Source organism: Bacteroidota bacterium (assembly GCA_030706745.1).
In the GTDB taxonomy this organism is placed as follows: Bacteria; Bacteroidota; Ignavibacteria; order Palsa-1295; family Palsa-1295; genus PALSA-1295.
Genome location: JAUZNX010000006.1, coordinates 97,076 through 123,686 on the forward strand (window position 1 = coordinate 97,076; position 26,611 = coordinate 123,686).

The window sequence follows — 26,611 nt, forward strand, 5'->3', positions numbered from 1 at the left end:
GCCCAGAGTGTCGTATGTTGAGACGACCATGTATGATTATGAGACACCAATTCGCTGATCCGGGTGGATGATCTTCAAAGCAGCGTGAATGTTCTTAAAAAGATTTCAATCGAGGCTTGCTTTTTCTCTGGCTTGTGTCTATATTTGGGAGCTACCCCGAATGATGTAGCATCTGTTCGTAAAACATCTCTGTAAAAATTAGCAATGGTCTCCCTGATAGACCTGGGGATTCACATTCCCGTTGGGCTCCGCCGTGTCTTGAAGATATGGCACGTGGCCACCGTGTTCGGATTCGCTGGACTGCTCATGCTGGAGCTTTCAACGGCTGCTTTCGCGCAGAACGTCGGCATCGGAACGTCGACGCCGGATGCAACTGCATTGCTTGACCTGACTTCCACTTCGCAGGGCTTGCTCGTGCCAAGATTGACCAGCGCTCAAATGTTTGCCGTTCCTTCACCCGGCACCGGCGATCTCATTTTCAATACGTCCCTCACTACGTTCTATTTTTATGACGGTTTAGCATGGATCCCAATGACGGGGACCGGCTGGCTATTATCGGGGAACGGTGGTACGATAGCCGGTACAGATTTTCTTGGGACAACAGATAATGCGGACCTGGTCTTCAAGGCAAACGCCATGGAGGGCATGCGGCTCAGCACATCGCAAAATCTCGGCGTCGGTACGGCCACGCCTGCTTCCGCGCTCCACACCGTTGCATCCGGAGCGATGACAACGGACTATACAGGAAACCTCCTGACCAATGTGGCGACATCCTCGACCGCTTCAATTACCAAATACGGAATGGACATTCTTTCGAGCGGCACGTGGAATGGCGCATCGGCGACCAATATCGGGCTGCACACGAATGCAACTGGCGGCACGACAAATTACTCGGCCATTTTCGAAGGCGGTAACGCCGGCATCAATACAACAGCACCCGCAACATATATGGATGTCAGTGGCGATGCTTCGATCCGATACTCCTCCTATTCGGCCTCAAATGGAGTCAACAATGACATCAATATCGGAACCTCGAGTTTTGTCCGCCTTACCGGTCCAACGGCTGACTTCTCGGTCACCGGCGTTGCCGGCGGCGTGGATGGGAAGGTCCTCATTCTATTCAACCCGACCAACCAACTATTTACGATCTCCAATGAAAACACTGGTTCCGTGGCCGCAGACCGGATTTGGACGTTCAACAGCACTGGCGACATCGTCGTCGATGGCAAAGGGGCGGTCAAAATGATTTATAGCGCGCCGGACAGTCGATGGATTGTGCTCAGTTCGACCACAGTCTCAACGTCCAGCACGGGACTGATCTTCGCCAAGAAGCCAGCAGATGAAAGTGTCAGAAGCTCCACAACGCTGCAAAATGATAACGACCTGCAATTGCCGATCTCGGCGAATGATTCAATGATCGTGGAAGGATATATCCATTATCATAACACCGGCTCCGGCAGTTTGAGAATGGCATTCACCATTCCAACCGGAGCAAGTATGGACATCGCAATTTACACCGACGACGTAATCCAACCCCCGCCAGAAACGTGGACGCTCACTGCCGGCGGCGCATCAACCGGTGACATGGGCATGAACGGTACCGACGTTCCTATTCATTTTTATGGCATGGTCATCAGTGGTGCAAACGCTGGAACGATTCAAATCCAGTGGGCGCAAGGAGTTTCGTCATCGACCCCGACAACCTTCAAGGCAAAATCCTATATCCGTGGGACACTGATCCGCTGAACAGTCTTTCGAACTTCGAACTATGATTGCATTCTTCTTCGCCAAACCTCAACACCGGGCGCCTCTACAATGCCTGTTGGCATTCACATTTACCGTTATGCTTGCGCTAGCTCCAAACCTGCGCATGCTCCGTGCACAGGGGAATGTTGGGATCGGGACCGTGGCTCCCGATGCAAGCGCCTTACTTGACCTAACAAGCATCACTCGAGGCCTTCTGGTGCCGAGGATGACGCACGCGCAAATGAATGCTGTGACCCTTCCCGCAACTGGCCTGCTGGTCTACTGTACCGATTTCGTCAGCGCAATCAGTCCTGCAACATTTTACTATTATGATGGAACGGCCTGGGTACCATTTCTCGGAACCGCATGGCAACTCCTTGGAAATAGCGGGACCATTGCTGGGACGAACTTCGTCGGGACAACGGACAATGCTGATCTCGTCTTTAAAACCAATGCACTCGAAGGCATGCGACTGACCACTGCGGGTAATCTTGGAATCGGAACTGCCGTGCCCACCTCGAAGCTGCATACAGTGGCTTCGGGCGCAATGACCGCTGACTACACAGGCAATCTGCTTACGAATACGGCGACATCTTCGACACCCTCCATCACAAAATACGGAACGGACATTCTATCGACCGGGACATGGAATGGGACATCCGCCACGAATGTGGGTCTCCATGTCAATGCCACCGGCGGTACCACGAACTACTCCGGGATATTTGAAGGCGGCAATGTTGGGATCAATACTACCGCGCCGGCAACCTACCTCGATATTAATGGCGATCTTGCTACCCGTTATTCTTCGGTTTCGGCTTCGAACGGAGCCAACAACAATCTCACAATCGGCACATCGAGTTTTGTCCGGCTAACGGGACCAACGGCCTCCTTTTCGGTCACGGGCATTGCCGGCGGCGTCGATGGTAAGATGCTCGTACTATTCAATGCCACAACACAGCAGATCACAATCTCGAACGAGAGCGCGAGTTCGCTGGCTGCGAACAGGATCTGGACACTGAATAGCACCGGCGATATCGTCATCAGCGGGAAGGGCGCCGTGAAACTGATATACAGCGCAGCCGATAGCCGATGGATCGTCATCAGCTCCTCCACAACCGTTTCCACATCCACAACCGGCGTCATCACTGTCAAGAAACCCGCGGATCAAAGTATCTCGAACTCGACAACCTTGACAAACGACAACAATCTGGTCATTCCCATCAACGCAAATGATTCGATGGTAGTCGAAGGATATTTGCATGCTAATGTCGCCTCAACAACTCCTCAAATTCGGCTCGCGTGGACGATCCCCACTGGGGCTTCAATGGATATCGGGATCTACGTCGATGATGTCAGGTTGGGATCACAAGAGACGTTCATTCTTACGTCGAGTGGCACCTCGACCGGAGCCATCCAACTAAACGCCGGAGATATTCCGATCCATTTTTGGGGCGTGGTGGTTACCGGCTCGACTGCAGGCAACATCCAACTCAAATGGGCGCAAGGGGTATCTTCTGGAACGCCGACGACACTAAAAGTAAAATCCTACATGCGAGGGTACTATATCCGATGAGTTTTGCCAGGTCCCGCGAAACCACCAATTTTGCCCGACAACTGTCCATAAGTGAGACAAATGTGTACCACCCTGAGACGATGATTCTATGGGCGAACCACTAAACTTATCTTTTCATCCAAAAGCCGTAGAATTAGTTACAAAGAAGGATTGACTTCGGCTCTCAAAGCGTCTATATTTGGGAAGTGCGGATGAGTCTTGGTAGTGGACCATTTCCGCCAAATGGTAGGATACTTTGCTAATGTTTGCGTTTGGATGCGCCCGAAGGGACCCGAGCCGGAGCTTTGCCTCGGCCCTATGCGCGCGAGCAACAGTTGCCTTGGTCTGTTGCACCATACTGGCGTGTTTGGAGCCCACGCTCGTATCTGCTCAGAACGTTTCGATCGGCACCGCGACTGCAAATAACTCGGCCCTTCTCCATCTCGAGTCGACTTCAAAGGGTTTGTTGATTCCCAGAGTGACCACCACTCAAATGCAGGCGATCGCCTCGCCTGCAACCGGGGACCTGGTTTATAATACTACTGGAGGCACGTTTTACTACTATACTGGCTCCTTCTGGTCGCCTCTAGCGGGTAGTGGGTGGTCGCTTACAGGCGATGCCGGCACGAGTGCCTCGACGAATTTCCTTGGTACGAAGGATTCCGTCGATCTCGTGCAACGGACCAATAATCATGAGCGCGCGCGTGTCCTCTCCAACGGAGACGTAGCGCTGACAAACACCACGAACAAAGCCGGCTCTCTGATATTCTATGAGCCCTCGGGCTCCGGGACATTATACAGTTCCTTCCAGGCCGGCAATCAGGATAGCACAATCCATTACATTCTTCCGCCCACAGATGGCATTAGCGGCCAGGCCCTCGATGATAGTCTTGGGACCTTAGGCTGGAAGACTTTTGGCACGGTCGGAGGAGGGTTTGGCGATACACTCTGGAAACGCGGAAGCGGAACGGCATCGCTCTATTCACTCGGTACACTTAATCGAACTAACGGAAAATGGTCGATCGCATCGACCGAAAACTGCTCTGGCGGCAGCGAAGCTTCCTCTGTATTTGGCGACTCCAACAGTAGCAGCGCCAAGTATGGCTGCGTTACCGGTGGATCGAACAATAGCGTTTCCGGTAACGGCGGTAGCGTCGTCCGCGGAGGAGCGTGGAATTCTTCCGGGTCGCAAAACACGATGATCGTTGGAGGTCTGGCAAACCAGGCATCTGGACAGGACTGCGTCATTCTGGGCGGCGATTCCAATCACACCAGCGGCGACAACTCCATTATCATCAACGGAGCAGACAATACCTTCGCCAGCAACAATAACTTGGTTTTTGGATATAATGCCCATCCAACCGGATCGAACCAACTTATTTTTTATCCCCCAACGTCGACTGCGATTCGAACCGGAATTCAGAATACGAGCCCGGCCGAGGCCATGGATGTGACCGGCAACGTTCGCCTCTCACAGGCCTTGGTTCCGAATGGATTATCAGGCAGCGCCGGCTTGACTCTAAAATCGGCGGGGACCGGTTCGCCGCCCACATGGGGGACTGTCTCAATTCCCACAACCAGTAACTGGTCAACGTTGGGAAACTCCGGATCCAGCCCGCCAACAACGTACATCGGCACGACAGATTCGATGGCTTTCGTCATACGAACGAATGCAACGGAACGCGCCAGAATTCGCTCAACTGGATTCGTTGGTGTTGGCACCACGACTCCGGTTCATCAACTTCATATCGTCAGTACGAGCACGACGGACGAAACTGCCGCGGCATTTGGTGGATCGACTGGCACTACCTCATCCGAATCGGTCGGTGTCTGGGGCCGAGCAGATAATACGAGTTCATCAAACACGGGCACGATCGCAGTCCTTGCCACAGGCAATGGTGCTACGAGCGCAGGCTCCACCAATGTCGCCCTCCAAATTTCGCAGGCAGAGTTCGCCATGGGCCGTACATCGCAGAACCCATCGCCGGGCACCGCTACGGACGCCGCTGCTTCAGGCGCTGCATACAGCCAGGAAGGCCCTTCCGGTGTCATTCAACTCTCGATGGGAAATGATCTGACGACGCTGCCTCCGACTGCTGGCGTGTTTCAGGATTTGGGAAACGTCACGATCAACAATCGCTACATTACTTCTTCGAGCATCATTCTCGTCGGAGTAGTCGATAAAATCAACGGCGGCGGCAACCCTGATCCCAGAAACTCCATCTATCGAGTCGATGTCGAGAGCCGCGCGTCCGGCTCATGCACGTTGCGCGTCTCGATGATCCCGTTTGTATCGGACACTCATGTGTACCCGGCGTCGAATTATATTCGCATCGGATACATCGTAATCAATCCAGGCAGATGAAGAACGTCCGCAACATCCTCATCTTTCTCGTTCTGGCCGGATTATTTGGCCTCTCGAGGGCGCATGCCCAGAGCAGCAACGTGGGGATTGGTACGACCGCTCCGGACGCGAGCGCATTGCTGGACCTGACAAGCATCTCGCGCGGCCTGCTAATCCCTCGGATGACGGAAGCGCAAAAGGTTGCCATATCTTCGCCAGCTACCGGACTGATGATCTATCAGACCGATAATGCAACAATCTCACCGTATGCCGGACAGACGCCAACGTTCTGGTACTTCAATGGCACGACGTGGGTACCCTTTCTCAGTGCGGGTTGGCTCGTGCTCGGAAATTCCGGGACGAGTGCCAACACGAATTTCATCGGCACTCTCGACTCGGTCGACTGGGTCATCCGCACCAACAATGCCGAGCGGTTGCGAGTCTACGCTGGCGGCAACGTGGCGCTAACGAACGCGGATAACAAGGCAGAGGAATTTCGCTTCTACCAACCTTCCGGCACAGGATCCCTCTATTCTGGATTTAAAGCATCGCCAAGGACAACCAACTCCGTCACCTATACCTGGCCTTCGGCAGATGGTAACGGAACAAATTACATTCTTTGTACGGATGGATTTGGTAACCTCTCGTGGAGAGGATTTGGATCAGCCGGTGGTGGTGGTCTCGATACATTCTGGTCACGCGGAACAGGACGATTCTCGCTGATCGGTCACGGCGCCGGATGTACGGCTTCCGGCGATTATTCGATCACCGATGGTTTTGATAACTGGGCCTCTGGTACTGCCTCCGTTGTCTGGGGCGAAAACAACATTGGTTCGGGTTATGGCTCGGTCATCTCCGGAGGTGCGAGCGATACCGCAAGTGGTAACTACTCCACGATCGGTGCCGGCAGCAATAATTCTTCGACCGGCTCATATTCTTCCGTGGTAGCCGGGCAATATAACAGTGCTTGCGGTCCGTATGCTGTGGTCGTTGGTGGTACGAGTAATACTGCATGTGGAAGTTATGCGACGGTCTTGGGCGGTACAAACAATAATGTCAGCGGCAATTATTCATTGGCCTTTGGGATCGGCGCACTCGTTTCGACGGATAACACTGTTGTGTATTATGCTTCCGGTAATACGCCCGCAAAAGTTGGTGTAGGTACGCAAACTCCGGCGGAAGCACTCGATATCGTTGGCAATCTGCGTTTTTCCGGCGCACTGATGCCCAACGGTCTTGCCGGGACACCCGGCTATATTCTGCAATCCGCCGGCGCGAGTACACCGCCGGTCTGGGCATCCGCCGGAAGCCTTGGTGCCTGGAGCACATGGGGCAACAGTGGTACGACTCCCCCGTTCAATTATATCGGCACGAGCGATGCGCAGGCATTCGTCTTCAAAACGTATGCGACGGAGCGAATGCGTATTCTCTCGACCGGACAAGTTGCGATCAACACGACTTCAACGACGCATCAATTACACTCCCTCTACTCCGGAACAACCGATGAGACGGCCGCCGTCTTCGGGCAGGCCACCGGCGCCACTTCGAGTCAAGTTGTCGGCGTATGGGGAAGTGCTTCAGGAACGGGTACTGGCTCGATCGGAGTGCTCGGAACCGGCAATGGCATCACATCCGCCGGCTCGACGAACGTCGCCCTGCAAGTTAATGATGGCGAGGTCACGATGGGTCGCACCACCGAGACTTCCAGTTCGTACAGCGTGGTGGAATCCGCCGCAACCGGCACAGCATATTCTGCGCAAGGTCCGAGCGGTGTGATCGAGCTGACACTTGGATCAGGCGGCAACCTTTCGACGGTCGCACCAAATTCGGGTGTCTTCCAGAACCTTGGGAAGATCACGGTTAGTAATCGCTATTGCTCAGCATCGAGCATTGTGATCGTGAATGTCGTTTCCAAGAGCGATGACGGCGTCGCCCCCGACTGTAAATTGGCAGAGTATTTTGCCGACGTCAGCAACCGTACCAGCGGAGGATTCGACGTTCAGATCGGTATGATTCCGACCACTACAAGCGCTTCGAATTATACAACTTCGGATAAGATCCGTCTGTCATATCTCATAGTCAACCCAGGGAGATAATGCGAATTACGAATTACGAATTACGAATGACGAATGGCTGGCAGCACTTGTGGCTGGCACCGCGCATGGCGGTCGCCTCTGCGAGAATGCTCGTTCGCCGTTCCGCATTTGTCATTCTCCTATTCATCCTTCAGCATTCGACATTCGTCTTTTCGGTTCGGGCACAGGGCAACGTGGGAATCGGCACCACGTCACCCGATCCGAGCGCGTTGCTTGACCTGACCAGCACTTCGAAAGGATTGCTTGTGCCACGCATGTCCGAGGCGCAGAAGAACGGGATCGCATCGCCTGCGACAGGATTGCTTATCTTCGAAACGGATACCGCGACGACCGGGGCTTACGCCGGTCAGGCTCCGACATTCTGGTATTATAATGGCTCTTCCTGGATCCCGTTCCTCGGTGGCGGTTGGCTCTTGCTCGGTAACTCTGGCACCAACCCAACCGGCAATTTTATCGGCACGAAGGACTCCGTTGATTGGGTCATCCGGACGAACGACACGGAACGCGTACGGATCTATTCCGGCGGCAATATGGGCCTCATTAATAATAACAATACTGCGGAAGAGCTGCGATTGTTTATGCCATCCGGGTCAGGGTCATATTACACAGGCTTCAAGGCCGGCGTTCAGACTGCGTCACCCAATTACATTTGGCCTCCATCCGATGGCCAGGCAACAAACTGGGTCCTCTGCACGGATGGATTTGGAGATTTGACCTGGAGAGGATTCAGCTCGAGTGGTGGTGGCGGTATTGACACGATGTGGTCGCGCGGTACCGGACATCTTGCACTCTACGGCCATGGCGCAGGCAATGTCGCCTCCGGCGACTATTCAATTACGAGTGGCTACTTCAACGCGGCATCCGGAACGGCAACCGTCGTTTGGGGCGAACACAACATCGCTTCGGGATACGCATCCGACGTAGCTGGCGGATTTTATGACACAGCTTCCGGCGCATATAGTACGATCGGAGGTGGCAGTAACAATTCAGCTACCGGCACCTACGCCTCGGTGGTCGCAGGCCAATACAATACGGCGTGTGGCACCTACTCTATCGTCGTCGGGGGCAACAACAACAGCGCCTGTGGCACCTACTCAACGGTATTGGGTGGCAGCTACAACAGCGTTACGGGCAATTATTCAATGGCCTTTGGCCAGGGATGCAACGTGACCACGGATAATACCATCGTGTATTATTCTTCCGGAGCTACCCCCATGAAACTAGGCATTGGCAACTATGCGCCCGCTGAAGTACTCGATGTCACCGGGAATATTCGGTTCTCCGGTGCACTCATGCCTAATGGACTAGCCGGAACGACCGGTTATCTCCTCACTTCTACAGGGTCGAATTCACCACCAGTCTGGGATTCGACCGGAAATTTCTACTGGAGAACCTGGGGCAACGCCGGAACGACAGCCTCCTACAATTATCTCGGGACGAAGGACGCACAGCCGCTCGTCTTTAAGACTGCCAATACGGAGCGAATGCGTATTCTCTCCACCGGACAAGTCGCGATCAATACGACGACGTCGGCGCACCAATTGCGTTCACTGTACACAGGTACAACCGATGAAGTCGCTGCCATCATGGGCGAGGCTACCGGTGCTACACTGAATGCCGCTGTCGGCACTTGGGGAAACGCGTCGGGTGCGGGCACCGGTTCGATTGGAGTGCTCGCAACTGGCAACGTCAACACGAGTGCAGGCCAGACCAACGTCGCGCTGCAAATTAATGATGGCGAGTTCGCAATGGGTCGAACAACAGAAGCGCCAGGGGTCGGAACGACCGTCGAGGGCGCAGCCAGCGGGACGGCCTATTCCGCGCAAGGACCCAGCGGCGTGATCGAACTCACGCTTGGCGGCGGAAACCTTAGCACAGTTGCGCCCACCGCCGGCCTCTTCCAAAATCTTGGTACCCTCACGATCAACAATCGATATGCTTCTGCCAGCAGCATCGTGCTCATCAGCGTGCTTTCAAAAATTGACGATGGCAATGCGCCGGATTGCCGATCAGCGGTATACTTTATCGACGTTAATAATCGAACTACTGGAGCATTCGACATCCGGGTCAGCATGATACCGACGATCACCAGTGGCTCCAACTATTCGACATCGGACAAGATCAGAATCGGATATGCCATCATTAATCCAGGAAGATAGTCAGAACCATGATGCGATAATATCGGAGTTCAGGCAAAGAGTGGTAACGGGCGCGTGAGATAAGAAGAAACGTGCCTAAGCCAATGAGGAGAGGGGTGGCCCGTGGGGGGACCGCCCCTCATTTTTTTTATCAAAGGCAAACGGAAGACCTGCGTGCTCGGAAATGTATCGAGTGGCTACGTTTCATTTTGTCGCTCCCTCCTCTCCGCTGTCGTATCTTTGTTTCATCCACTTACTCGTCAATTCTATGAAAGACTTCGTGTATAAGTCCCTGGGTCTTCTCGCGTTGAGTCTATCGAGCTTACTCCTTTCGGGAAATATCGCAAGCGCGCAGCAATCAAATGTGCAAAATGACTCGGCGTTTCATATCGGGCTCGGCGTTTCGATTACAACGAACGTAGCTGTCCTTGGATCGGAGAACAATCGGGATCCATTTTCCGATGTGACACTCAGCGCGGTCAACTTCCTGATTCCGATGCGCTTCTCGGCGTTCAAGATCGAACCAGAGATCGGCTATGTTTCCTCATCCTATTCGAGTCCACTGTACAATGGTTCTGGCAGGGACGTGACCTTCGGCCTTCTTCACTTTGGCTCTGGCTTTTATTATCTCATTCCAGTCGCTTCGGGTGCCAGTGTGTACATAGGGCCAAAACTTGGGATCGAAGCGTATAACGAAACGGATAAGGCTACCGACAGCCTCTTCAGCTCTGGAATCCAGATAAGCACAGATAACTACTCGCGAACCGATTTCTTTGCTGGCCTTGTCTTCGGCGGAGAGTATTTCTTTTCGCGTGCATTTTCGATGGGTGTCGAAGCAGAGGTCGAATATCTGAACTACGGCACGCTGACGAGAACCACGACGATCACTCCAGCATCCCCATCAACATCGCAGAGCGCACCCAGTCCAACCGGTCACCAGCTGAACACCAAGGCAGCAGCGATTGCCCGCATCTATTTTTGATGGAGGAGACTTACCTCACTGATTCCAGCACGATCTCCGCGATATCCTTGACCTGCACGGTCTCCTGCTCGCCTTTGGCTTTGACGCCATCAGTCAGCATCGTCATGCAGTAGGGGCAAGCCGATGCGACAACCTTCGCGCCGGTGGCCAGAGCCTCTTCGGTGCGTTCGATGTTGATGCGCTTGCCTTGCTTCTCTTCCATCCACATTTGTCCGCCGCCGGCGCCGCAGCAGAATCCTCGCGAGCGCGAACGGTCCATCTCGATAATGTCGAGTCCCGGCACGCTTGCGAGCGAGGTGCGCGGGGCTTCGTAAATGTCGTTGGAGCGGCCAAGATAACACGAATCGTGGTACGTAGCTTTCTGCTGTGATTCGTTCTTCGGTTTGATGCGGCCCTGATCGAGCAAGTCCTGGATCAATTCGGTATGATGTACTACTTCGAAATTCCCGCCGAATTGCTGCCACTCGTTTTTAATTGCGTTGAAGCAATGCGGACACGCCGTCACGACCTTCTGGACCTGATAGCGATTGAGCGTCTCAACATTTTCTCGGATCAGCGATTGCGCGAGATACTCGTTGCCCATGCGGCGCGCCGGATCGCCTGTGCATTTCTCTTCATTGCCAAGAATCCGGAAGTCAACGCCGGCGATCTGCATCAACTCTGCGAACGCACGCGAAATCCTCTTGGCGCGCTGATCGTACGAACCGGCACAGCCAACCCAGAAGAGGACTGGCGGTTTGTCCATACCACCATCGGCCATCGTCTTCACTCCAAGTCCCTCGGCCCATTCCCCACGCTCGCTGGGCGAGAATGCCCACGGCGAGAAGTTGTTTTCCATGTTGCCGAATGCGGACTGCAACTCCGGCGGGAAGCTCGACTCCATCATCACGAGATTGCGCCGCAGGTCGATGATCTCGTCCACATGTTCGATCGTGACAGGACACTCGGTCATGCATGCCTGGCATGTGGTGCATTGCCAGAGCATTTCGTCCGGGATGTAATCGCCGACGAATTTCTTCGCATCGACTTCCTCGCGCGTGAGCGTGGGCTTTTGGTAGAGCAACATCCCCTGGGCGTGGCTCAGCGTCTGATTCTCCGGCGTCACGATCTCATCGTTGAGCGCCTCTCCACTCGTGGCCACGTGAGACTTCATGGCCTGACCCGACCAGGTATCGAAGCCGTATGCCGACTGCGCTGTGAGATACGGCGCTTTGTCGAGCATCCGCTTGTGCGTCGCAATGATAATCATGCGCGGGTCGAGAATTTTTCCGGTGGAGTTCGCCGGACAGACCGATGTGCAGCGGCCGCAATGCGTGCAGGTGTCGCCATCAAGCAACTGTTTCCATGTCAGATGCTGGATGTCGGCGGCGCCATATTGCGTGATCGTCTCGTCCTCGAAGTTGATCGGCGCAAGAGAATTCTTGCGTTTGAGATCGGCGAAGAATACGTTCGGCAATGAGGTGAGAACATGCAAGTGCTTCGAGTACGGCAGGTAATTCATAAAGCCGAGCACGAAGACAATGTGAATCCACCACGCCGATTCATAGATGAAGGGCGTCATCGCTGAGGCCGACAAGTGGCTGCCGGATTGCACCAGAAACATCGGCATAAGGAGCGCGGCAAGCGGACGGACTTCCCACGCGTATGAGTTGCCGAGTGCCATGCGAGCGGCGTTGGCAATCGTGAGCGAGCAGACGATTACCAGAATCAGAAGAAGAATCACGGAGGCGTCGATTCGCTCATGTCGATCGCCCTGAAGTCGCTTGACCTTCGTGACAAACCGCCGCCAGAAGGAAACGACGACTGAGGTCACAACCAGCGCCATAAAAATATCCTGTGAGACAGTAATCACAGTGTAAACCGGCCCCAGAAACGATAGCGAAAAATGCCCGGCGGTAAGTCCCTCGCCAATTGCCTCGATGACGGCGAATATCAGCACCAGGAAACCCCAAAAAATGAATGCATGGACCGGCCCTGCGATGGGATCGCGAAATATCTTCGATTGCCCAATGGCGACCGTCAGCACACGGCGCAAACGCTCTCCGGGCTTATCGAACCGGTCGGTCCACCGGCCCAACCGGAGGAAGTCGATGAGCCGCTTGCTATTGATCAGAATGCCGCCAAATGCGGCCAGGAGGACGATTGCGAAAATAATGGCCTTTATCATCGGGGTGCAGTAACACAATTCGGGGGAAGGTAGTGGCGGGCAAAATGCAGTGATCGAAGGGCGCATTAAGGTCACAAATCGAGCCCTTCCGCACCATATTCATCCTTCCCTGTTTGATGGATTACGATGAAAATCATTTATCGATCGATCCCTCTAATTCCTCTTTTGGTATTCGTGTCTTGTTTGTCCACTCCGAACGGACCGATCCCCTCCGGGCCGACCACTTCTGGGCCGATCCTAACCATTCAAGCACCCGACACGGTGCGTCCCGGTGACCCGACATCCTTTAAGGTGACCGCATCGGATTCGATTCGCTCCACGTGGCTGTATCTCTGGAGATTTGGGGATGGAGATTCCGCCAAATCAGCCGCCAACTCCTTGACTCATACCTATTCGAACGAAGGTGTGTATATAGTCACCGTATTGCTGATCGATTCGGCAACCAAATACCAACTCTCGTCATTCAGTAAGAAGATAACGGTTGCCTTAGGGCATGTCGATCTTGCTACTTTACATAGCTTCAAACACGTCACGATTTCAGGTGTCGGGATGACTAACCGAACAATTCAAACCGCGCACCGCAGTGAGCCTGGAACTGTCACAACAGTTTCGTCGCGCGCTCTTGATAGCATCTCTGCGGGCTTTCAAGTTGTCTGGAACGGGGCTTCCTTTTCATGCCGGGACACATCCTATTCTTACACACCTGCCGACCCCACTCACAACAATTTTTGGGAAACAGAGGTGGTTTATCGAGAAGGTCTAAGTGGCGTGTTAAACCAGGTTGGTTCAGCTGTTCTTAGTCTTAGTGCTTATCGTTATTACTACTATGATCACCAGATAATGGGGGGAAAGGAGTCTTTCGAACTTCAAATCAATTCAGAGAACTATGGTCTCAGCTCAGTTAATTTTTTTGCGCAAACGGGCTCGAACGTAACGTTCATTGGAATCAAACCCCACCCTGCAAGCTCCTATTTTTCAGTGGATTCGACTAACAAGTCAGGAGTTCGGGTATTTGTGGACGAGAATGACGTCAATAAAACGATTGATTGGTCCGACACGTCCGCATCACCTCGCGTGACCATCACTTTTTCGAAGTGACCCAAACTCCTGCCGGAAACCGCCCCCTCATGGAGGGGGTTGTGCTTCGCTGAATGTCCAAAACACGATCGGTTTTAGGGAAAGGCCTGAGCGCGCTCATCCCCGGCGCGGAGGCAGAAGAACGCGTCGGCGGAATCGAGCTGGATGAGGTTTCGCCGGAACTGCGTTCTCGCCCGGCAGCAGCAGCCTCGCCGCGCACCGGGCCATATCTCGCGATGGTCGAGATCGCACGCATTGCTCCGAATCCGCTTCAGCCACGCAAGGAATTCTCGAAAGAGAGCTTAGAAGACTTAACGCAATCCATCCGCACACATGGCGTGATCCAGCCGGTCACCGTTCGGCGTGCTGGAGATCAGCGCTTCGAACTCATCAGTGGCGAGCGGCGCATTCGCGCATCCATTGAGGCGGGACTCACGCATGTTCCGGCCTATGTTCTGGAAGTCGAGGGCGACCGGAAAATGCTCGAGATGGCAATTGTCGAGAATGTCCAGCGCGAGCAGTTCAATCCGGTCGAGGAAGCCGAAGCGTATCAGCGCCTCATCGAGGATTGCGGTTTGACGCAGGAAGATGTTGCCGAGCGTATTTCCAAAGATCGGACAACGGTTGCGAATTCCATCCGCCTGCTCCGGCTCCCTGAGTCGATCAAAGATTCGCTCCGCGCTGGCGAACTCAGCACTGGACACGCCAAGGCCGTGCTCGCAGTCGAGAGTCACGAAAAGCAGGTTGAACTCTGGCAGGTCGCGGTAAGGGACCGACTCTCGGTTCGTAAACTCGAAGAACTTGCGCGCCTCGCGTCCAGCAAACCTTCCGCCGTTCAGGGGAGCACCCAGGGTGAGCGGGCATCCGGCGCGAAACGGATTGGCGGAAGCCGCGTAGAGAACAACGGCCGGAGCGTGGGCGCTGGAGATGCCGATAGCGAAACTTCAATCGCCGGAGTTCGCGAACTCGAGACCAGCTTACAACGCAATCTTGGCACGCAGGTAAAAATTCGTATGAAACCGGACAAGACCGGCGAAGTCGCTATCCAATTTTATTCGCTCGAAGATCTAGAGCGCCTGCAAGAATTGCTGTCATCCGTGCGCGAAGCATAACGGAAGCACTCATCTTTTATTTACTCAGCGTTGCCCATGCAAAGCCTTCTTGAAATTGTTTTATCCCCCGACGCTCCGGCACCGATCGGACCCTATTCGCAGGCCGTTCGCACGCGCGACTTTTTGTTTTGCTCGGGTCAAATCGCACTCGACCCAGCGACCGGTGAAATGAAAAATGGATCGATCGAGGAAGAAACCCGACAGGTGATGAAGAATCTTCGCCGCGTGCTCGTGGCCTCCGGAGCCACGTTTGCCAACGTCGCGAAGACTACGATTTTTCTGACCAACATGGATGACTTCGCGGTTGTGAACAAAGTCTACGACGAGCTGCTCGGGACTTCGCGTCCGGCTCGAAGCACGGTGCAGGTTGCCGCGCTGCCAAAAGGTGCAAGAGTCGAAATCGAATGCGTGGCAGCGCTGCGCTAACCGGCGCTTCGTCAACTGGTAATTGCAGAATGATGAATGATGAAGGAATGGGTTCGCTCCGTTGGGCAAGGATCATCATTTCCTGTCTTCTTTCATCAATCATCATTCTCCATTCAGCATTGCCCGCGCGGGCGCAGGTCGATACTATCCGTGCTGCCGAGCGTACCTCTGCCACGCCGGATACCGGCGCATTCCACATGACGAAATCGCCGCTTGAAGCAATACTGTTGAGCGCTGCAATTCCCGGCGCCGGCCAGGCGTATCTCGACCAATGGTGGAAGGTGCCGATCATTTGGGGACTTGGTGGCGGATTCCTCTATGGCGCCTACATCCAGAATTTTCGCTACCACTATACCCAGGATACGATCACCAACGCATACGCACGTCATACCCCAGGCGATAGCCTCTGGGCGATGCGCAACGAGCCGGTCCGTGAGTTTTACCGTGACGATCGCGATAAATGGTGGATCTATGTCGGGCTGACGTACATTGCGACTCTTCTGGACGCCTACATCGCTGCTAATCTTTATGACTTCGATGTTTCCAATCCGTCGCCCACTCCAATCGGATCGTTCTACGATCCTTCGCGACAGGAATACGGGCTGGCACTCAGGATTCGATTTTGAAAATAACCATGAATGCTAGGTATTGCCTTGCGCTGATACTGATTGTGAGCCTTGCTGGTTGCGGCTCCGCTCAGAAGACAACCGTTGCGACCGCGCCCATCACGGGATCGCTCGAGCGTCAAAATTTTCTTTATCCGTTCGAGCGTGGCACCGGACTTAGCATCGACCAATTCGGAAATATCTATGCGATCAGCATGGGTCGCAATACGCTCGCAAAGTTTACCCACACCGGCGATAGTCTCGCCGGTGTCAGCGGAACCGGCTCGGACCATTACCAATTCAACGGACTCTTCGATGTCGACGCGCGGCTTTCCACCGCGATCTTCATCGCTGATTCCCGCAATCATCGCATCGAGCAATACACGAAGGATCTCGCCTACGTCTCGACGCTACAAACCCGCGACAATCCGGATGCCGCGAAGCGATTCGGCTATCCCGTCGCAGTCGCAGTCGATGATGCGGGAAATATCTATGTCGCCGACGCGGAAAATAAACGAGTGCTCAAAGTCCGTTCGGATTATACCGTCGAACGCGTAATCGGTGGCTTCACGGATGCCACACGGCCCGAAGCCATTGTCACGCGTCCCGCACGGCTCGCAGTCGACCAGACCGAGCGACTATTTGTGCTCGATGACGCTGATAATTCCGTCGTCGAATACGACAACCTGGGCAACTTCATCGCGCGCCGCTCCCTCGGACCCATTCCGAGCGCCACCGATATGCTGCCCACCCGCCGTCTCCTCACCTCCAACGATACCGTATTCGTCTTTAGCCCGACCGAAGTCGCGCTGCTTCGCGCCCCGGCACTCGATCCCATTGGCCGATGGACCATCGTCGGCACCGACGACCGGCGTTGGGTGCCAACCGATATGGCCATGCGCAATGGCATCATCTATCTCCTGACGCCAGAAGGACTCAGCAGATACGCCGTAAGATCCCCTGGACCGTGATGCCGGTTTGTGATCGGATTCTCAGGTCCGTAGTTTGTCGTTCGTTATCCGCAGCATCTTATTAAATCAGGTTTAGACAGTGCGTTCGTTATCCTACCCCATTCGCCGGCACGAGCTGTACGAGTTGATCGACTCGGGCGAAGGATCGGACGTGGAGTTCAAACGAAGATTTTCTTCGCCCGAAAAAATTGCTCGCGAAATCATCGCATTCGCCAACACCCGTGGCGGCTACATCCTGTTTGGTGTCGATGATGACGGAACCGTCGTCGGAGTCCGCAGCGAGAAATCCGAACTGGAGGAGATCGAGCATGCGGCGCATTTTATGATCGAGCCGCCAGCCGACATCATCACCGAAAATGTCCATGCCGGACGCGGACTCGACATCGTGCTCGTCCGCGTGCCCGAAAGCCATAACAAACCGCATCATCTGGTCGAATACGATTCCAGTGGCCGACGGGCCAAGGAGCAGACTGCGACGGGATATGTCCGCTACGAAGACAAGTCCGTCCTGGCCAGCAAAGAGATGATGCAAGTCATGCGTGGCGCGCGTCCCGAATCCGAGCCGCTCAAACTTTCGATCGGCTACAACGAGCGCGCCCTGTTCGATTATCTGGAGCGCTATGGCCGCATCACGCTCGATGAGTTCGCCGAGCTGGTCAACATTAGCCACCGGCGCGCCTCGAAAATTCTCGTCTCCCTCGTCCGCGCCGGTACGATCATGATCCATGCCTTTGAGAAGACCGAATTCTATACTCTGAGATAGAACCGGGATTCCGCGGAATCCTTATTCTCATCCTGTAACTTTTCCTTCCCTCCGAAGTTCTTACTGCATGAAGCAACTCCTCCTAAGTGTGCTATGCATCGTTTCCATAGCTGGCTGCAAATCTTCGACTGGCCCCGATCCTTCGGCTAATCCCGCAGTCATCCCGCAGGATGGCAGCACGTTTACCTTTCGCTATGCCGGTACCGATCCCGCCGTGCAACTTACGGAGCATGTCACACTCATGGACACCATTGCATCCAGGTTTTACGCTCATCGCTTGTCAGATACCATCGGCACATTTTCGACCACAGCGATTGATTCCTTCCAGGTCCTTGCCAATGGCGATCTCAGGATTTGCGGCTGCGACAACCTGGCCTTGCCCATCGGTACTCATATGCCATACGAGATGACCACGACAACACCAGTGAAGAAGGACGGGGTCATCGGCGATGGCATCATCACAATCCGGAATATGTATCTGGACGATGAGGTCATGCTCGCGGCCGGTCAATACTTCGTGTGCACGAAACTCGCGCGGGAAACGACGGTCTACACGCGATTCGGTCAACCTTCGCTCGACTCCACGTTTGTGATTACCGATACCTACTGGTACTCCGCCAAGCTCGGCTATTTCGTCAAAGAACAAGAAGAACGCTCCACGAATGGCAGCCCGGCAATGCCGGCCTGGACCCGAACGCTCCTCGCCTACAAACTAGGTAAGTGACGCAGCTTGCCGCCTGAAATAGGTGCCCAAAGTTAAAGTAATACTTTACTTCTCTCTTTTGAGTTGTCATTTAATGAACGCCAGCTCCATTCTCGCGATTCTCACGTGTTCCATCAGACACGCTATATAATTTTATATTACGTTTTCGGAAGTTTTTCATGAAGCAGTTGCGGTGTCACCGTGACAGCCAACATATTGAATTGAAAACAGCCAATTTCATATTTCATACTTCATATTTCATATTTTCCCGAGAGACTCCCCTTCACTTAATATAACGTTGTTCGATACCTGCGGCATCGCATATTTTCGATGAATTCTGCAAATAATCGTAGGGACCTTCGACAAGCTCCCGCCGGTCCCCGCCTCGGAGAGGCCGCGCTGTGTAGCATGGCGCGGGAGCGCCGTGAGCCCGGCAACGCCCCGACCTCCGAGTTCGTCAGAAAAACAAGAGAAAAAAAAGAGCCTGCCACATTGGGCAGGCTCTTTCTGAACTCTCGTCTCGACGGTTGAAAATATTCCGTTTAGGAGTTAGCCGCTGCAGTTTCGTTGCGAACTGCGGATGCCGGTTTAGTTCTTCTCAACAATGAGCCAGGCGACGGTCGAGGTCTCGGCTGCATTGCTACTGTTGATGACGAAGCTCGTCCCCGCCGTGACAGTCCCGATGGCTAAGTTACCGACCGTTCCGCCAGCAGCCTGAACCGTCAGGAAGATCAGCGAATTGCCCGTCACCGCTGTCGTGCTGACCGTAACGGTCCCACCCGCAAGCGTGGCCGTGCCGATCTTCGCATTGGAGCCACCCTTGATGGCGATCCCATTTCCAGCGGTTGTAATCGTGAGGTTTCCGGAGGTACTCACGTTCGTGACTGAGGTATTGCCAAGCTGGACCGTATTGCTCGCCGTTACGATCGCGGTCGCGCCGATGGCCGTCGCGTTCGTCAGCCCGTCCGTGCTGACGTCCGCGCCTTCCCCGATGGCAGTCAGGTGGTCTCCCGTTGCGTTGGTCTGAAGCGCCGTATGGCCGCTCGCGGTGTTCCAGTTGCCGGTCGTGTTGGAGTAAAGCGCTTCGTAGCCGCTCGCGCTGTTGTCGCCGCCAGTCGTGTTGTGATAAAGCGCATACATGCCGCTCGCCGCGTTGTTGCTGCCCGTCGTGTTGAAATAGAGCGCCTCATACCCGCTGGCGGTGTTGTTGCTGCCCGTCGTGTTGAGTATGAGCGACTGATAGCCGCTCGCGGTGTTGTTGCTGCCCGTCATGTTGGAGTTGAGCGCCGCATACCCGCTGGCCGTGTTGTTGGCGCCCGTCGTGTTGGAATAGAGCGCTGCATACCCGCTGGCCGCGTTGTTGTCGCCCGTCGTGTTGGATTGAAGCGCTCCAAAGCCGTTCGCGGTGTTGTATTTGCCGGTCGTGTTGGCGTTGAGCGCAAAATTCCCTATCGCCGTATTTTGAATGCCGTTTCCTGTCGATGTGGGCTGGTTAGAAAACAGCGCCTGATACCCAACGGCAACGTTATTGCTGTTCCATGGGGTATTGGAGTTGGAGAAAGACTGGGTCTGTAAAGCACTCACTCCAATAGCGGTGTTCTGTCCAGCCGTCGTGTTAGCGTTGAGCGCCGAATATCCGCTCGCAGTATTGAAGGTTCCGATCGTGTTGAACAGGAGCGCATTTATTCCGCTTGCCGTATTGTCGGCGCCCGTCGTGTTGAAATAGAGCGCCTCATACCCGCTCGCGGTGTTGTTGTTGCCCGTCGTGTTGTGAAGGAGCGCACTGAACCCGCTGGCCGTGTTGTTGTCGCCCGTCGTGTTGGATTGAAGCGCTCCAAAGCCGTTCGCGGTGTTGTATTTGCCGGTCGTGTTGGCGTTGAGCGCAAAATTCCCTATCGCCGTATTTTGAATGCCGTTTGACGTCGATGTGGGCTGGTTGGAATACAACGCCTGATACCCAACAGCGACGTTATCGCTGTTCCAGGCCGTGCCGCCGTTGGCATAGGACTGGGTCTGTAATGCACTCTCTCCAATCGCGGTGTTTCGTCCAGCCGTCGTGTTGTGGTAGAGCGCATAGGCTCCGCTCGTCGTGTTGTCGGAGCCGGTCGTGTTGTTGTAGAGCGCATAATAGCCGCTCGCCGTATTGTTGTTGCCGATCGTGTTGGAGAAGAGCGCGGCACTTCCACTCGCCGTATTGTAGTTGCCGGTCGTGTTGAAGAGGAGCGCGGCACTTCCACTCGCCGTATTGGCGGAGCCGGTCGTGTTGATGTAGAGCGCCTGCATTCCGCTCGCCGTATTTTCGGAGCCGGTCGTGTTGGAGTAGAGCGCCTGCCATCCATTCGCCGTATTGTAGTAGCCGGTCGTGTTGGAGTAGAGCGCCTGATATCCGCTCGCCGTATTGTAGTTGCCGGTCGTGTTGGCGAAGAGCGCAAAATTCCCTACCGCCGTATTTTGCATGCCGTTTGACGTCGATGTGGGCTGGTTGGAATACAGCGCCTGATACCCAACCGCGACGTTATTGCTGTTCCACGGGGTATTGGTGTTGGAATAGGACTGGGTCTGTAATGCACTCTCTCCAATAGCGGTGTTTTGTCCGGCCGTCGTGTTGGATTCGAGCGCCTCATACCCGCTCGCGGTGTTGTCGCTTCCCGTCGTGTTGGAATAGAGCGCCTGATAGCCGGCCGCAGTGTTGTTAGTGCCGGTGGTGTTATTAAATAGTGTTGCGAAGCCGTTCGCGGTACTGTTGTTGCCGGTCGTGTTGGCGAGAAGCGCCGCGAAGCCCGTTGCAGTATTGTCTTGCCCAATCGTATTGGAGGAAAGCGTCAGTGTGCCAGTTCCAGTATTGGCAGACCCAGTGGTATTATTCTGAAGCACTTCATATCCGCTTGCAGTATTGTTCAAGCCTGTTGTATTGGCTGTGAGCGCATCGGCCCCATTCGCAGTGTTCCTGGCGCCTGTCGTGTTGGAATAGAGCGCCTGATAGCCGCTGGCTGTGTTGTTGTCGCCCGTCGTGTTGGAAATGAGCGCAGATTCTCCGCTCGCGGTGTTGTAGCTGCCCGTCGTGTTGAATTGGAGCGCAGATTCTCCGCTTGCGGTGTTGTCGTTGCCTGTCGTGTTGGAATAGAGCGCTCGAAGTCCGCTCGCGGTGTTGCTGATGCCCGTCGTGTTAGCTATGAGCGCCTGATAGCCGCTCGCGGTGTTGTAGCTGCCCGTCGTGTTCGATTGGAGCGCATTCAAGCCGCTGGCGGTGTTGTCGTTGCCCGTGGTGTTGGAATAGAGCGCTGCATCCCCGCTTGCGGTGTTGCCGCTGCCTGTCGTGTTGGAATAGAGCGCCTGAAACCCGCTCGCGGTGTTGTAGCTGCCCGTTGTGTTGGAATAGAGCGCTTGAAGCCCGCTGGCGGTGTTGGCGAAGCCCGTCGTGTTGGAATGGAGCCCCTGATATCCGCTCGCCGTATTGGCTGAGCCGGACGTGTTGGAGTAGAGCGCCTGATATCCGCTCGCCATATTGGCGCTGCCGGTGGTGTTGCTATTCAATACCTGATAGCCCAGACCGGTATTTTGATTGCCATTGTACTCGATCACGCCGGACGGCTGATTATTCACCCGGAATTGCAGGCTCTGTCCATCGGTCGTGCCGAGGAAGTTTGTGCCGTAGGTCGTGCCGGCGTTGCCGGTGAGTCCCCAGCCGCTCGAAGCCGCTGCCCAGGAGAGCGTCCCACTTCCATTGTTCGTCAGAACCGTATTTGCACCGCCCTGTGAGGACGGGAAGCTCGTCGCGACGTTGTTGATCTTGGTAATGTTGCCATTCACGTCGGTCGTGAATGTTCCGCTGCCAGCGCTGAGGCCGCCGTAGGTGCTCACTGATGTGACGTTCGCATCGCCAAGTTGGATCGTGTTACTGGAAGCAACAGATGCGTTCGCGCCAATAACGGTGGCATTCGTGAGATTTCCGGAGCTAACATTCGCAGCATAGCCGAGAGCAGTGTTGTAGGTACCTGTCGTATTGCCAAAGAGCGCTGTCACTCCAGTCGCGGTATTATTATTGCCAAGAGTGTTATTGTACAATGCTGATTCGCCAGTGGCTGTGTTCTGGACACCGGTCGTGTTGGTGCGAAGCGTCATCGTGCCGGTTGCGGTATTGCCGCCATTGAGAGTGTTATTAAGAAGCGCTTGATAACCCGTGGCAGTGTTGAAGGAGCCTGTGCTATTGCTCAACAGAGCATTAAAGCCACTTGCCACATTGCCTACCCCAGAGGTATTATTCTTTAGCGCTTGATAGCCAAAGCCGGTATTTAGATTGTTCGTGAATTCGATCATACCTGACGGCTGATCATTCACCCTGAATTGCAGGCTCTCCCCGTCCGTTGTGCCGATGAAATTGGTTGCGTAGGTCGTGCCGGCGTTGCCGGTCAGTCCCCAGGCGCCACCGACGGCTGCCCAGGTTCCATCGCCGCGCCAGAAGGTCGAAGAGCTTGCGCTGGTGCCGCTATTGAGATTGGTCACCGGAAGATTGCCGGTTACGTCAGACGTGGAAAGATCGACGGCGCCGGTCGTGAGCACGCTCGATGCGTCCGTGCGCACGACGCTGCTGGCGGCGAGTCCTGGCATCGTGATCGTTTTGCCCGCTGACATGATGATGTCGCCGTGGATGTTCGCATTGCCGTAGATCGTCGCCGGTGCGGAGCTCGAACCAAGATACGATGTGCCGGTCACCGTAAGCGAGCCGCTGATCGTCGTGTTGCCCTGCACAGCACCGCCTTTAGCGCCTTCGAGCAATGTTGGGCCGGACTTCAGCAGCAAGGTGTTCGTGGCCGGATCGACCGCCGCGACGATGCCGTCGCCAGTCTCGAGTTTGATGTCGGCGCCGTTGCCGCTCACCTTTTGGCCGTTGAGTGTGATCGAACTGACGTAGTCGGTCGCCATCTTTTCTTTCGTGACCGACTGATCCGCGATCGAGAGCGCGAATGGCGATGCCGACAGCGGCGCGAGCGGACGCAACTCCTCATCAGTGCCGATCTGCATGCCGACCCATATCGGATGGGACAGCACATCGCTGGCCGGCAACGGCTGCGTGCCGGAGCCTAACGTAATGTTAAAGATACCATTCACAACTTGTGCATGGTAGGTGTCCTGCCAGACGAGCGAATGTCCCTCTGCATCTGAATATAACCGGATCGTGAAATCGCGGAGCCCATCGATAACAGAGCCATCGGATGACGAAAGGGTACCTTGATAACTGAGCGTGCGGGATTGCACCGGAACTTGCTGGGCGCGTGCGCTCAAGGAAACGAGCAGCAGGCCGCAGCACACGAATGCGCTGAGACGAGTCATAGATGTATTCGTTTAAGAACAGTGGACGACAGAAGTCCGCAGGCGCCGTTCGGCAAGGAGGGATTTGAGTCCGCAGACTCAAACTCGAAAATGTAAAAAGGCGACGACAGAAGAAAGAAAGCTGGACAAACATACGGCCAGGAATGAGCTTTGGCCTGAAATCCGGAATAATGCTGTCGCGCTCGTCAGACTCTGAATGGCACGAATTGTTGTTGCCTCAGTTATATCGCACTCATTTGGCGATCTCGCTGAGTTTGAATTTCTTGCCGTACACTTCTGCCTGTGTGCCGGGAAGCGCTGCTTCCCGGTGTAAAACGCGGAAGCAGCGCTTCCGCGCACACAGCGATAGTGGCGCTTACTTCACGTGTATCTCACCCACTTGGCGATCTCGCTGAGCTTGAATTTCTTGCCGTACATGAGGATGCCGACGCGGTAAATCCGCGCGGCGAGCCAGAGGCAGCCGAAGAACGTCCCGATCATCAGCGCGACCGAGAGCGCGATCTGCCACCAGGGTGGCGTCTCGGTAAAGATGCGGGCGAGCATCAGAATCGGTGAGAAGAACGGCACGAGCGAAAGCACCACGCTCTTCGTGCTCGATGGACTTTGGATCACGCCCTGCAGCATGATAAATGGAATGACCAGCAGCATCACGACCGGAAACGAGACCTGCTGCACGTCGCTCGCGGATTCAGCGGTCGAGCCGATCGCCGCGTAGAGCGTCGCGTATATCAGAAATCCAAGAACAAAGAAGAGAATCAGATAGAGAAACAGGAATGGCGAGATCGATGGCATCACGTCCTGTCCCAGCATTGCGCTCGCGGCGGTGAGGCCAACCGTCGTCAGCGCGACCAGCATGATCGCCCACACGCCAATCTGAATCAGGCCCGCGCTTGCAACGCCGAGCACCTTCCCGACCAACAATTGAAACGGCCGCACGCTCGATGCGATGAGTTCGATGACGCGGCTCGACTTCTCTTCGATCACGCTGTTCATGATGATGGTGCCGTAGAGGATCATCGAGATGTAAAGGATAAACGCCGTGACAAAGGCCATCACCACTCCTGTATCGCCGCTATCCTTCTTCTCTTTGCCGGCTTCGATCTTCATCGTCTCCACATGCACGCCGGACTCGACATTCGAGACCGCCTTCGGATCGATACCGCGCGATGTCAGCTTCGCGTCGCGGACGGCATCGCGGTACGAGTCTTTCAAGAACGCGACGGCAGTGTAATCGCTCGGATTGTGCAGCTTGATCTGCGCGGTGCTGGCACTGTCAGCAATGGCGTTCGCGGGGATCGTCATGTATCCGGTGAGCGCCTTCGACTCGACCAACTTGCCGAGCGAGTCCGTTACGTTCGGGCCGGGCTGTACGCTTTCGAGCGTGACCTTCGTCGATATCTTCTTGGTGAAGAACTTGCCTGCGTCCTCGTTAGATGCCGCGATCATCGCTTGCGCCAGTCGTCCGGTGCTATCGATCACGACCAGATTCCGCACCTCGCCCGTATTCGTGGACGCAAAGTAGGCCGGAATGACAATGATCGCACCCATGAGGAGCGGGCCGATCGCCGTCATAATGATAAAGGTGCGCGAGCGGACCTTCTGCAAGAATTCGTGCCTGAGGACGATAAGAGTTTTGTTCATGGCGGATTAAGCTTGAAGGGTTGTGGCGGCGGGTTGCTTTGCGATGGCTTCGAGGAACAGCTCCTTGATCGGTGGCTTCACCAATTCCCACTTCTCGATCTCGAGATACTCAGCGATACTCCGGAGCAACTCGTTCGGCTTTTCGCTCACGCCTAACTCCAACAACATTTCATTCGGCGTGTGCTCGAGAATCTTTACGCGCGCCTCGCCATACGTTCGCAGAAAACTTGCATCGCCAGAGAAGCGCATGGAAATAAGTGTGCGGCCCGAGCGGGCCTTCAACTCCAGCACCTTACCGGCAAGCACAATCTTACCCTCATTCATCATCGCGATCTCATCGCAGAGCTGCTCGACCTGCTCCATTCGATGTGTGGAAAGAATGATCGTCTTGCCGCGACCTCGCAACGCCAGCAAGACTTCGTTGATGAGTTCGGCGTTGACGGGATCGAGCCCCGAGAGCGGCTCATCGAGTACGAGCAGCGCGGGATCGTGCAGCAGCGTCAGGATGAACTGCAGCTTCTGCTGCATGCCTTTCGATAGATCGGAAGTCTTCTTCTTTTCCCAGGATTTGATTTCGAATCGGTCGAGCCAGTAGTCGATCGCCTGTTTCAGCGCGCGGGTTTCCATCCCCTTCAGCGAGCCGAGATATTCGAGTTGCGTGCGCACCGGGAGCTTGCGGTAAAGTCCCCGCTCCTCGGGCATGTAGCCAATCTGGTTCTGATGGTCTTCGTGTTGCGTCTCACCGAAGAGACGAATCGCGCCACGATCCGGCAAGGTGATGCCGGTGATCATGCGGATCGTCGAGGTCTTGCCCGCGCCGTTGGGACCGAGCAATCCGAAGATGCTCCCCTGCTGCACCGCAAGCGAAACGTTGTTTACGGCAACCTGCCGACCATACGTCTTGGTGACGTTCTCCAGCGACAAAACTGATGTGGACATAAATTGGCAAATATTGGA

General features: G+C 55.0%; 17 protein-coding genes. 13 read left to right on the forward strand and 4 right to left on the reverse strand.

The window, feature by feature from the left end; translation table 11 throughout:
- The first annotated feature begins 204 nt into the window (after positions 1 to 204).
- From Q8902_08780 to Q8902_08805, 6 genes are all read left to right on the forward strand, one after another.
- Entirely contained in the window at positions 205 to 1,746 is a 1,542-nt protein-coding gene (locus Q8902_08780) for a hypothetical protein (protein ID MDP4199651.1), read from the forward strand.
- Between the two features lie 97 nt (positions 1,747 to 1,843).
- Positions 1,844 to 3,319, forward strand: coding sequence for a hypothetical protein (locus Q8902_08785; protein MDP4199652.1), 1,476 nt, complete (start codon positions 1,844 to 1,846; stop codon positions 3,317 to 3,319).
- 457 nt (positions 3,320 to 3,776) lie between these two features.
- Positions 3,777 to 5,663, forward strand: coding sequence for a hypothetical protein (locus tag Q8902_08790; protein ID MDP4199653.1), 1,887 nt, complete (start codon positions 3,777 to 3,779; stop codon positions 5,661 to 5,663).
- Positions 5,660 to 7,738, forward strand: a complete 2,079-nt coding sequence (locus tag Q8902_08795) for a hypothetical protein (protein MDP4199654.1) — start codon at positions 5,660 to 5,662, stop codon at positions 7,736 to 7,738. The genes Q8902_08790 and Q8902_08795 overlap by 4 nt, the downstream gene beginning before the upstream one ends.
- A complete protein-coding gene (locus Q8902_08800; protein MDP4199655.1) occupies positions 7,738 to 9,897 on the forward strand; it encodes a hypothetical protein in 2,160 nt (719 codons plus the stop codon). The genes Q8902_08795 and Q8902_08800 overlap by 1 nt, the downstream gene beginning before the upstream one ends.
- Positions 9,898 to 10,144: 247 nt before the next feature.
- Complete coding sequence (locus Q8902_08805) at positions 10,145 to 10,858, forward strand: outer membrane beta-barrel protein (protein ID MDP4199656.1); 714 nt, start codon at positions 10,145 to 10,147, stop codon at positions 10,856 to 10,858.
- Positions 10,859 to 10,868: 10 nt separating this feature from the next.
- On the opposite strand, the gene Q8902_08810 is transcribed toward Q8902_08805, so the two are convergent.
- Positions 10,869 to 13,025 (reverse strand): (Fe-S)-binding protein, encoded by a 2,157-nt coding sequence (locus Q8902_08810; protein ID MDP4199657.1) that lies wholly within the window; start codon positions 13,023 to 13,025, stop codon positions 10,869 to 10,871.
- A gap of 126 nt (positions 13,026 to 13,151) precedes the next feature.
- Here Q8902_08810 and Q8902_08815 point away from each other — a divergent pair, with 126 nt between their 5' ends.
- The 7 genes from Q8902_08815 (at position 13,152) to Q8902_08845 (ending at position 18,703) form a co-directional block, all read left to right on the forward strand.
- A complete protein-coding gene (locus Q8902_08815) occupies positions 13,152 to 14,123 on the forward strand; it encodes a PKD domain-containing protein (GenBank protein MDP4199658.1) in 972 nt (323 codons plus the stop codon).
- 53 nt (positions 14,124 to 14,176) lie between these two features.
- Positions 14,177 to 15,214 carry a ParB/RepB/Spo0J family partition protein gene (locus tag Q8902_08820; GenBank protein MDP4199659.1) on the forward strand — a complete coding sequence of 346 codons (1,038 nt, stop codon included), beginning with the start codon at positions 14,177 to 14,179 and terminating at the stop codon, positions 15,212 to 15,214.
- A gap of 36 nt (positions 15,215 to 15,250) precedes the next feature.
- Positions 15,251 to 15,640 (forward strand): RidA family protein, encoded by a 390-nt coding sequence (locus Q8902_08825; protein MDP4199660.1) that lies wholly within the window; start codon positions 15,251 to 15,253, stop codon positions 15,638 to 15,640.
- 29 nt (positions 15,641 to 15,669) lie between these two features.
- Positions 15,670 to 16,266: a DUF5683 domain-containing protein gene (locus Q8902_08830; GenBank protein ID MDP4199661.1), complete on the forward strand. Its 597-nt coding sequence runs from the start codon at positions 15,670 to 15,672 to the stop codon at positions 16,264 to 16,266.
- Between the two features lie 8 nt (positions 16,267 to 16,274).
- Complete coding sequence (locus Q8902_08835) at positions 16,275 to 17,216, forward strand: NHL repeat-containing protein (GenBank protein MDP4199662.1); 942 nt, start codon at positions 16,275 to 16,277, stop codon at positions 17,214 to 17,216.
- Positions 17,217 to 17,295: 79 nt separating this feature from the next.
- Complete coding sequence (locus tag Q8902_08840) at positions 17,296 to 17,979, forward strand: putative DNA binding domain-containing protein (GenBank protein ID MDP4199663.1); 684 nt, start codon at positions 17,296 to 17,298, stop codon at positions 17,977 to 17,979.
- A 67-nt stretch (positions 17,980 to 18,046) separates the two neighbouring features.
- On the forward strand, positions 18,047 to 18,703 hold the full coding sequence (locus Q8902_08845) for a hypothetical protein (protein MDP4199664.1): 657 nt from the start codon (positions 18,047 to 18,049) through the stop codon (positions 18,701 to 18,703).
- A gap of 567 nt (positions 18,704 to 19,270) precedes the next feature.
- Here Q8902_08845 and Q8902_08850 read toward each other — a convergent pair.
- The 3 genes from Q8902_08850 to Q8902_08860 all read right to left on the reverse strand — a co-directional run bounded on the left by Q8902_08850 (position 19,271) and on the right by Q8902_08860 (position 26,593).
- The gene (locus Q8902_08850) at positions 19,271 to 24,013 is read right to left on the reverse strand and encodes a hypothetical protein (GenBank protein MDP4199665.1); all 4,743 of its coding nucleotides are present in this window, start codon (positions 24,011 to 24,013) and stop codon (positions 19,271 to 19,273) included.
- A 360-nt stretch (positions 24,014 to 24,373) separates the two neighbouring features.
- Positions 24,374 to 25,654 (reverse strand): ABC transporter permease, encoded by a 1,281-nt coding sequence (locus tag Q8902_08855; GenBank protein ID MDP4199666.1) that lies wholly within the window; start codon positions 25,652 to 25,654, stop codon positions 24,374 to 24,376.
- A gap of 6 nt (positions 25,655 to 25,660) precedes the next feature.
- Positions 25,661 to 26,593 (reverse strand): ATP-binding cassette domain-containing protein, encoded by a 933-nt coding sequence (locus Q8902_08860; GenBank protein MDP4199667.1) that lies wholly within the window; start codon positions 26,591 to 26,593, stop codon positions 25,661 to 25,663.
- Between the last annotated feature and the right edge of the window lie 18 nt (positions 26,594 to 26,611).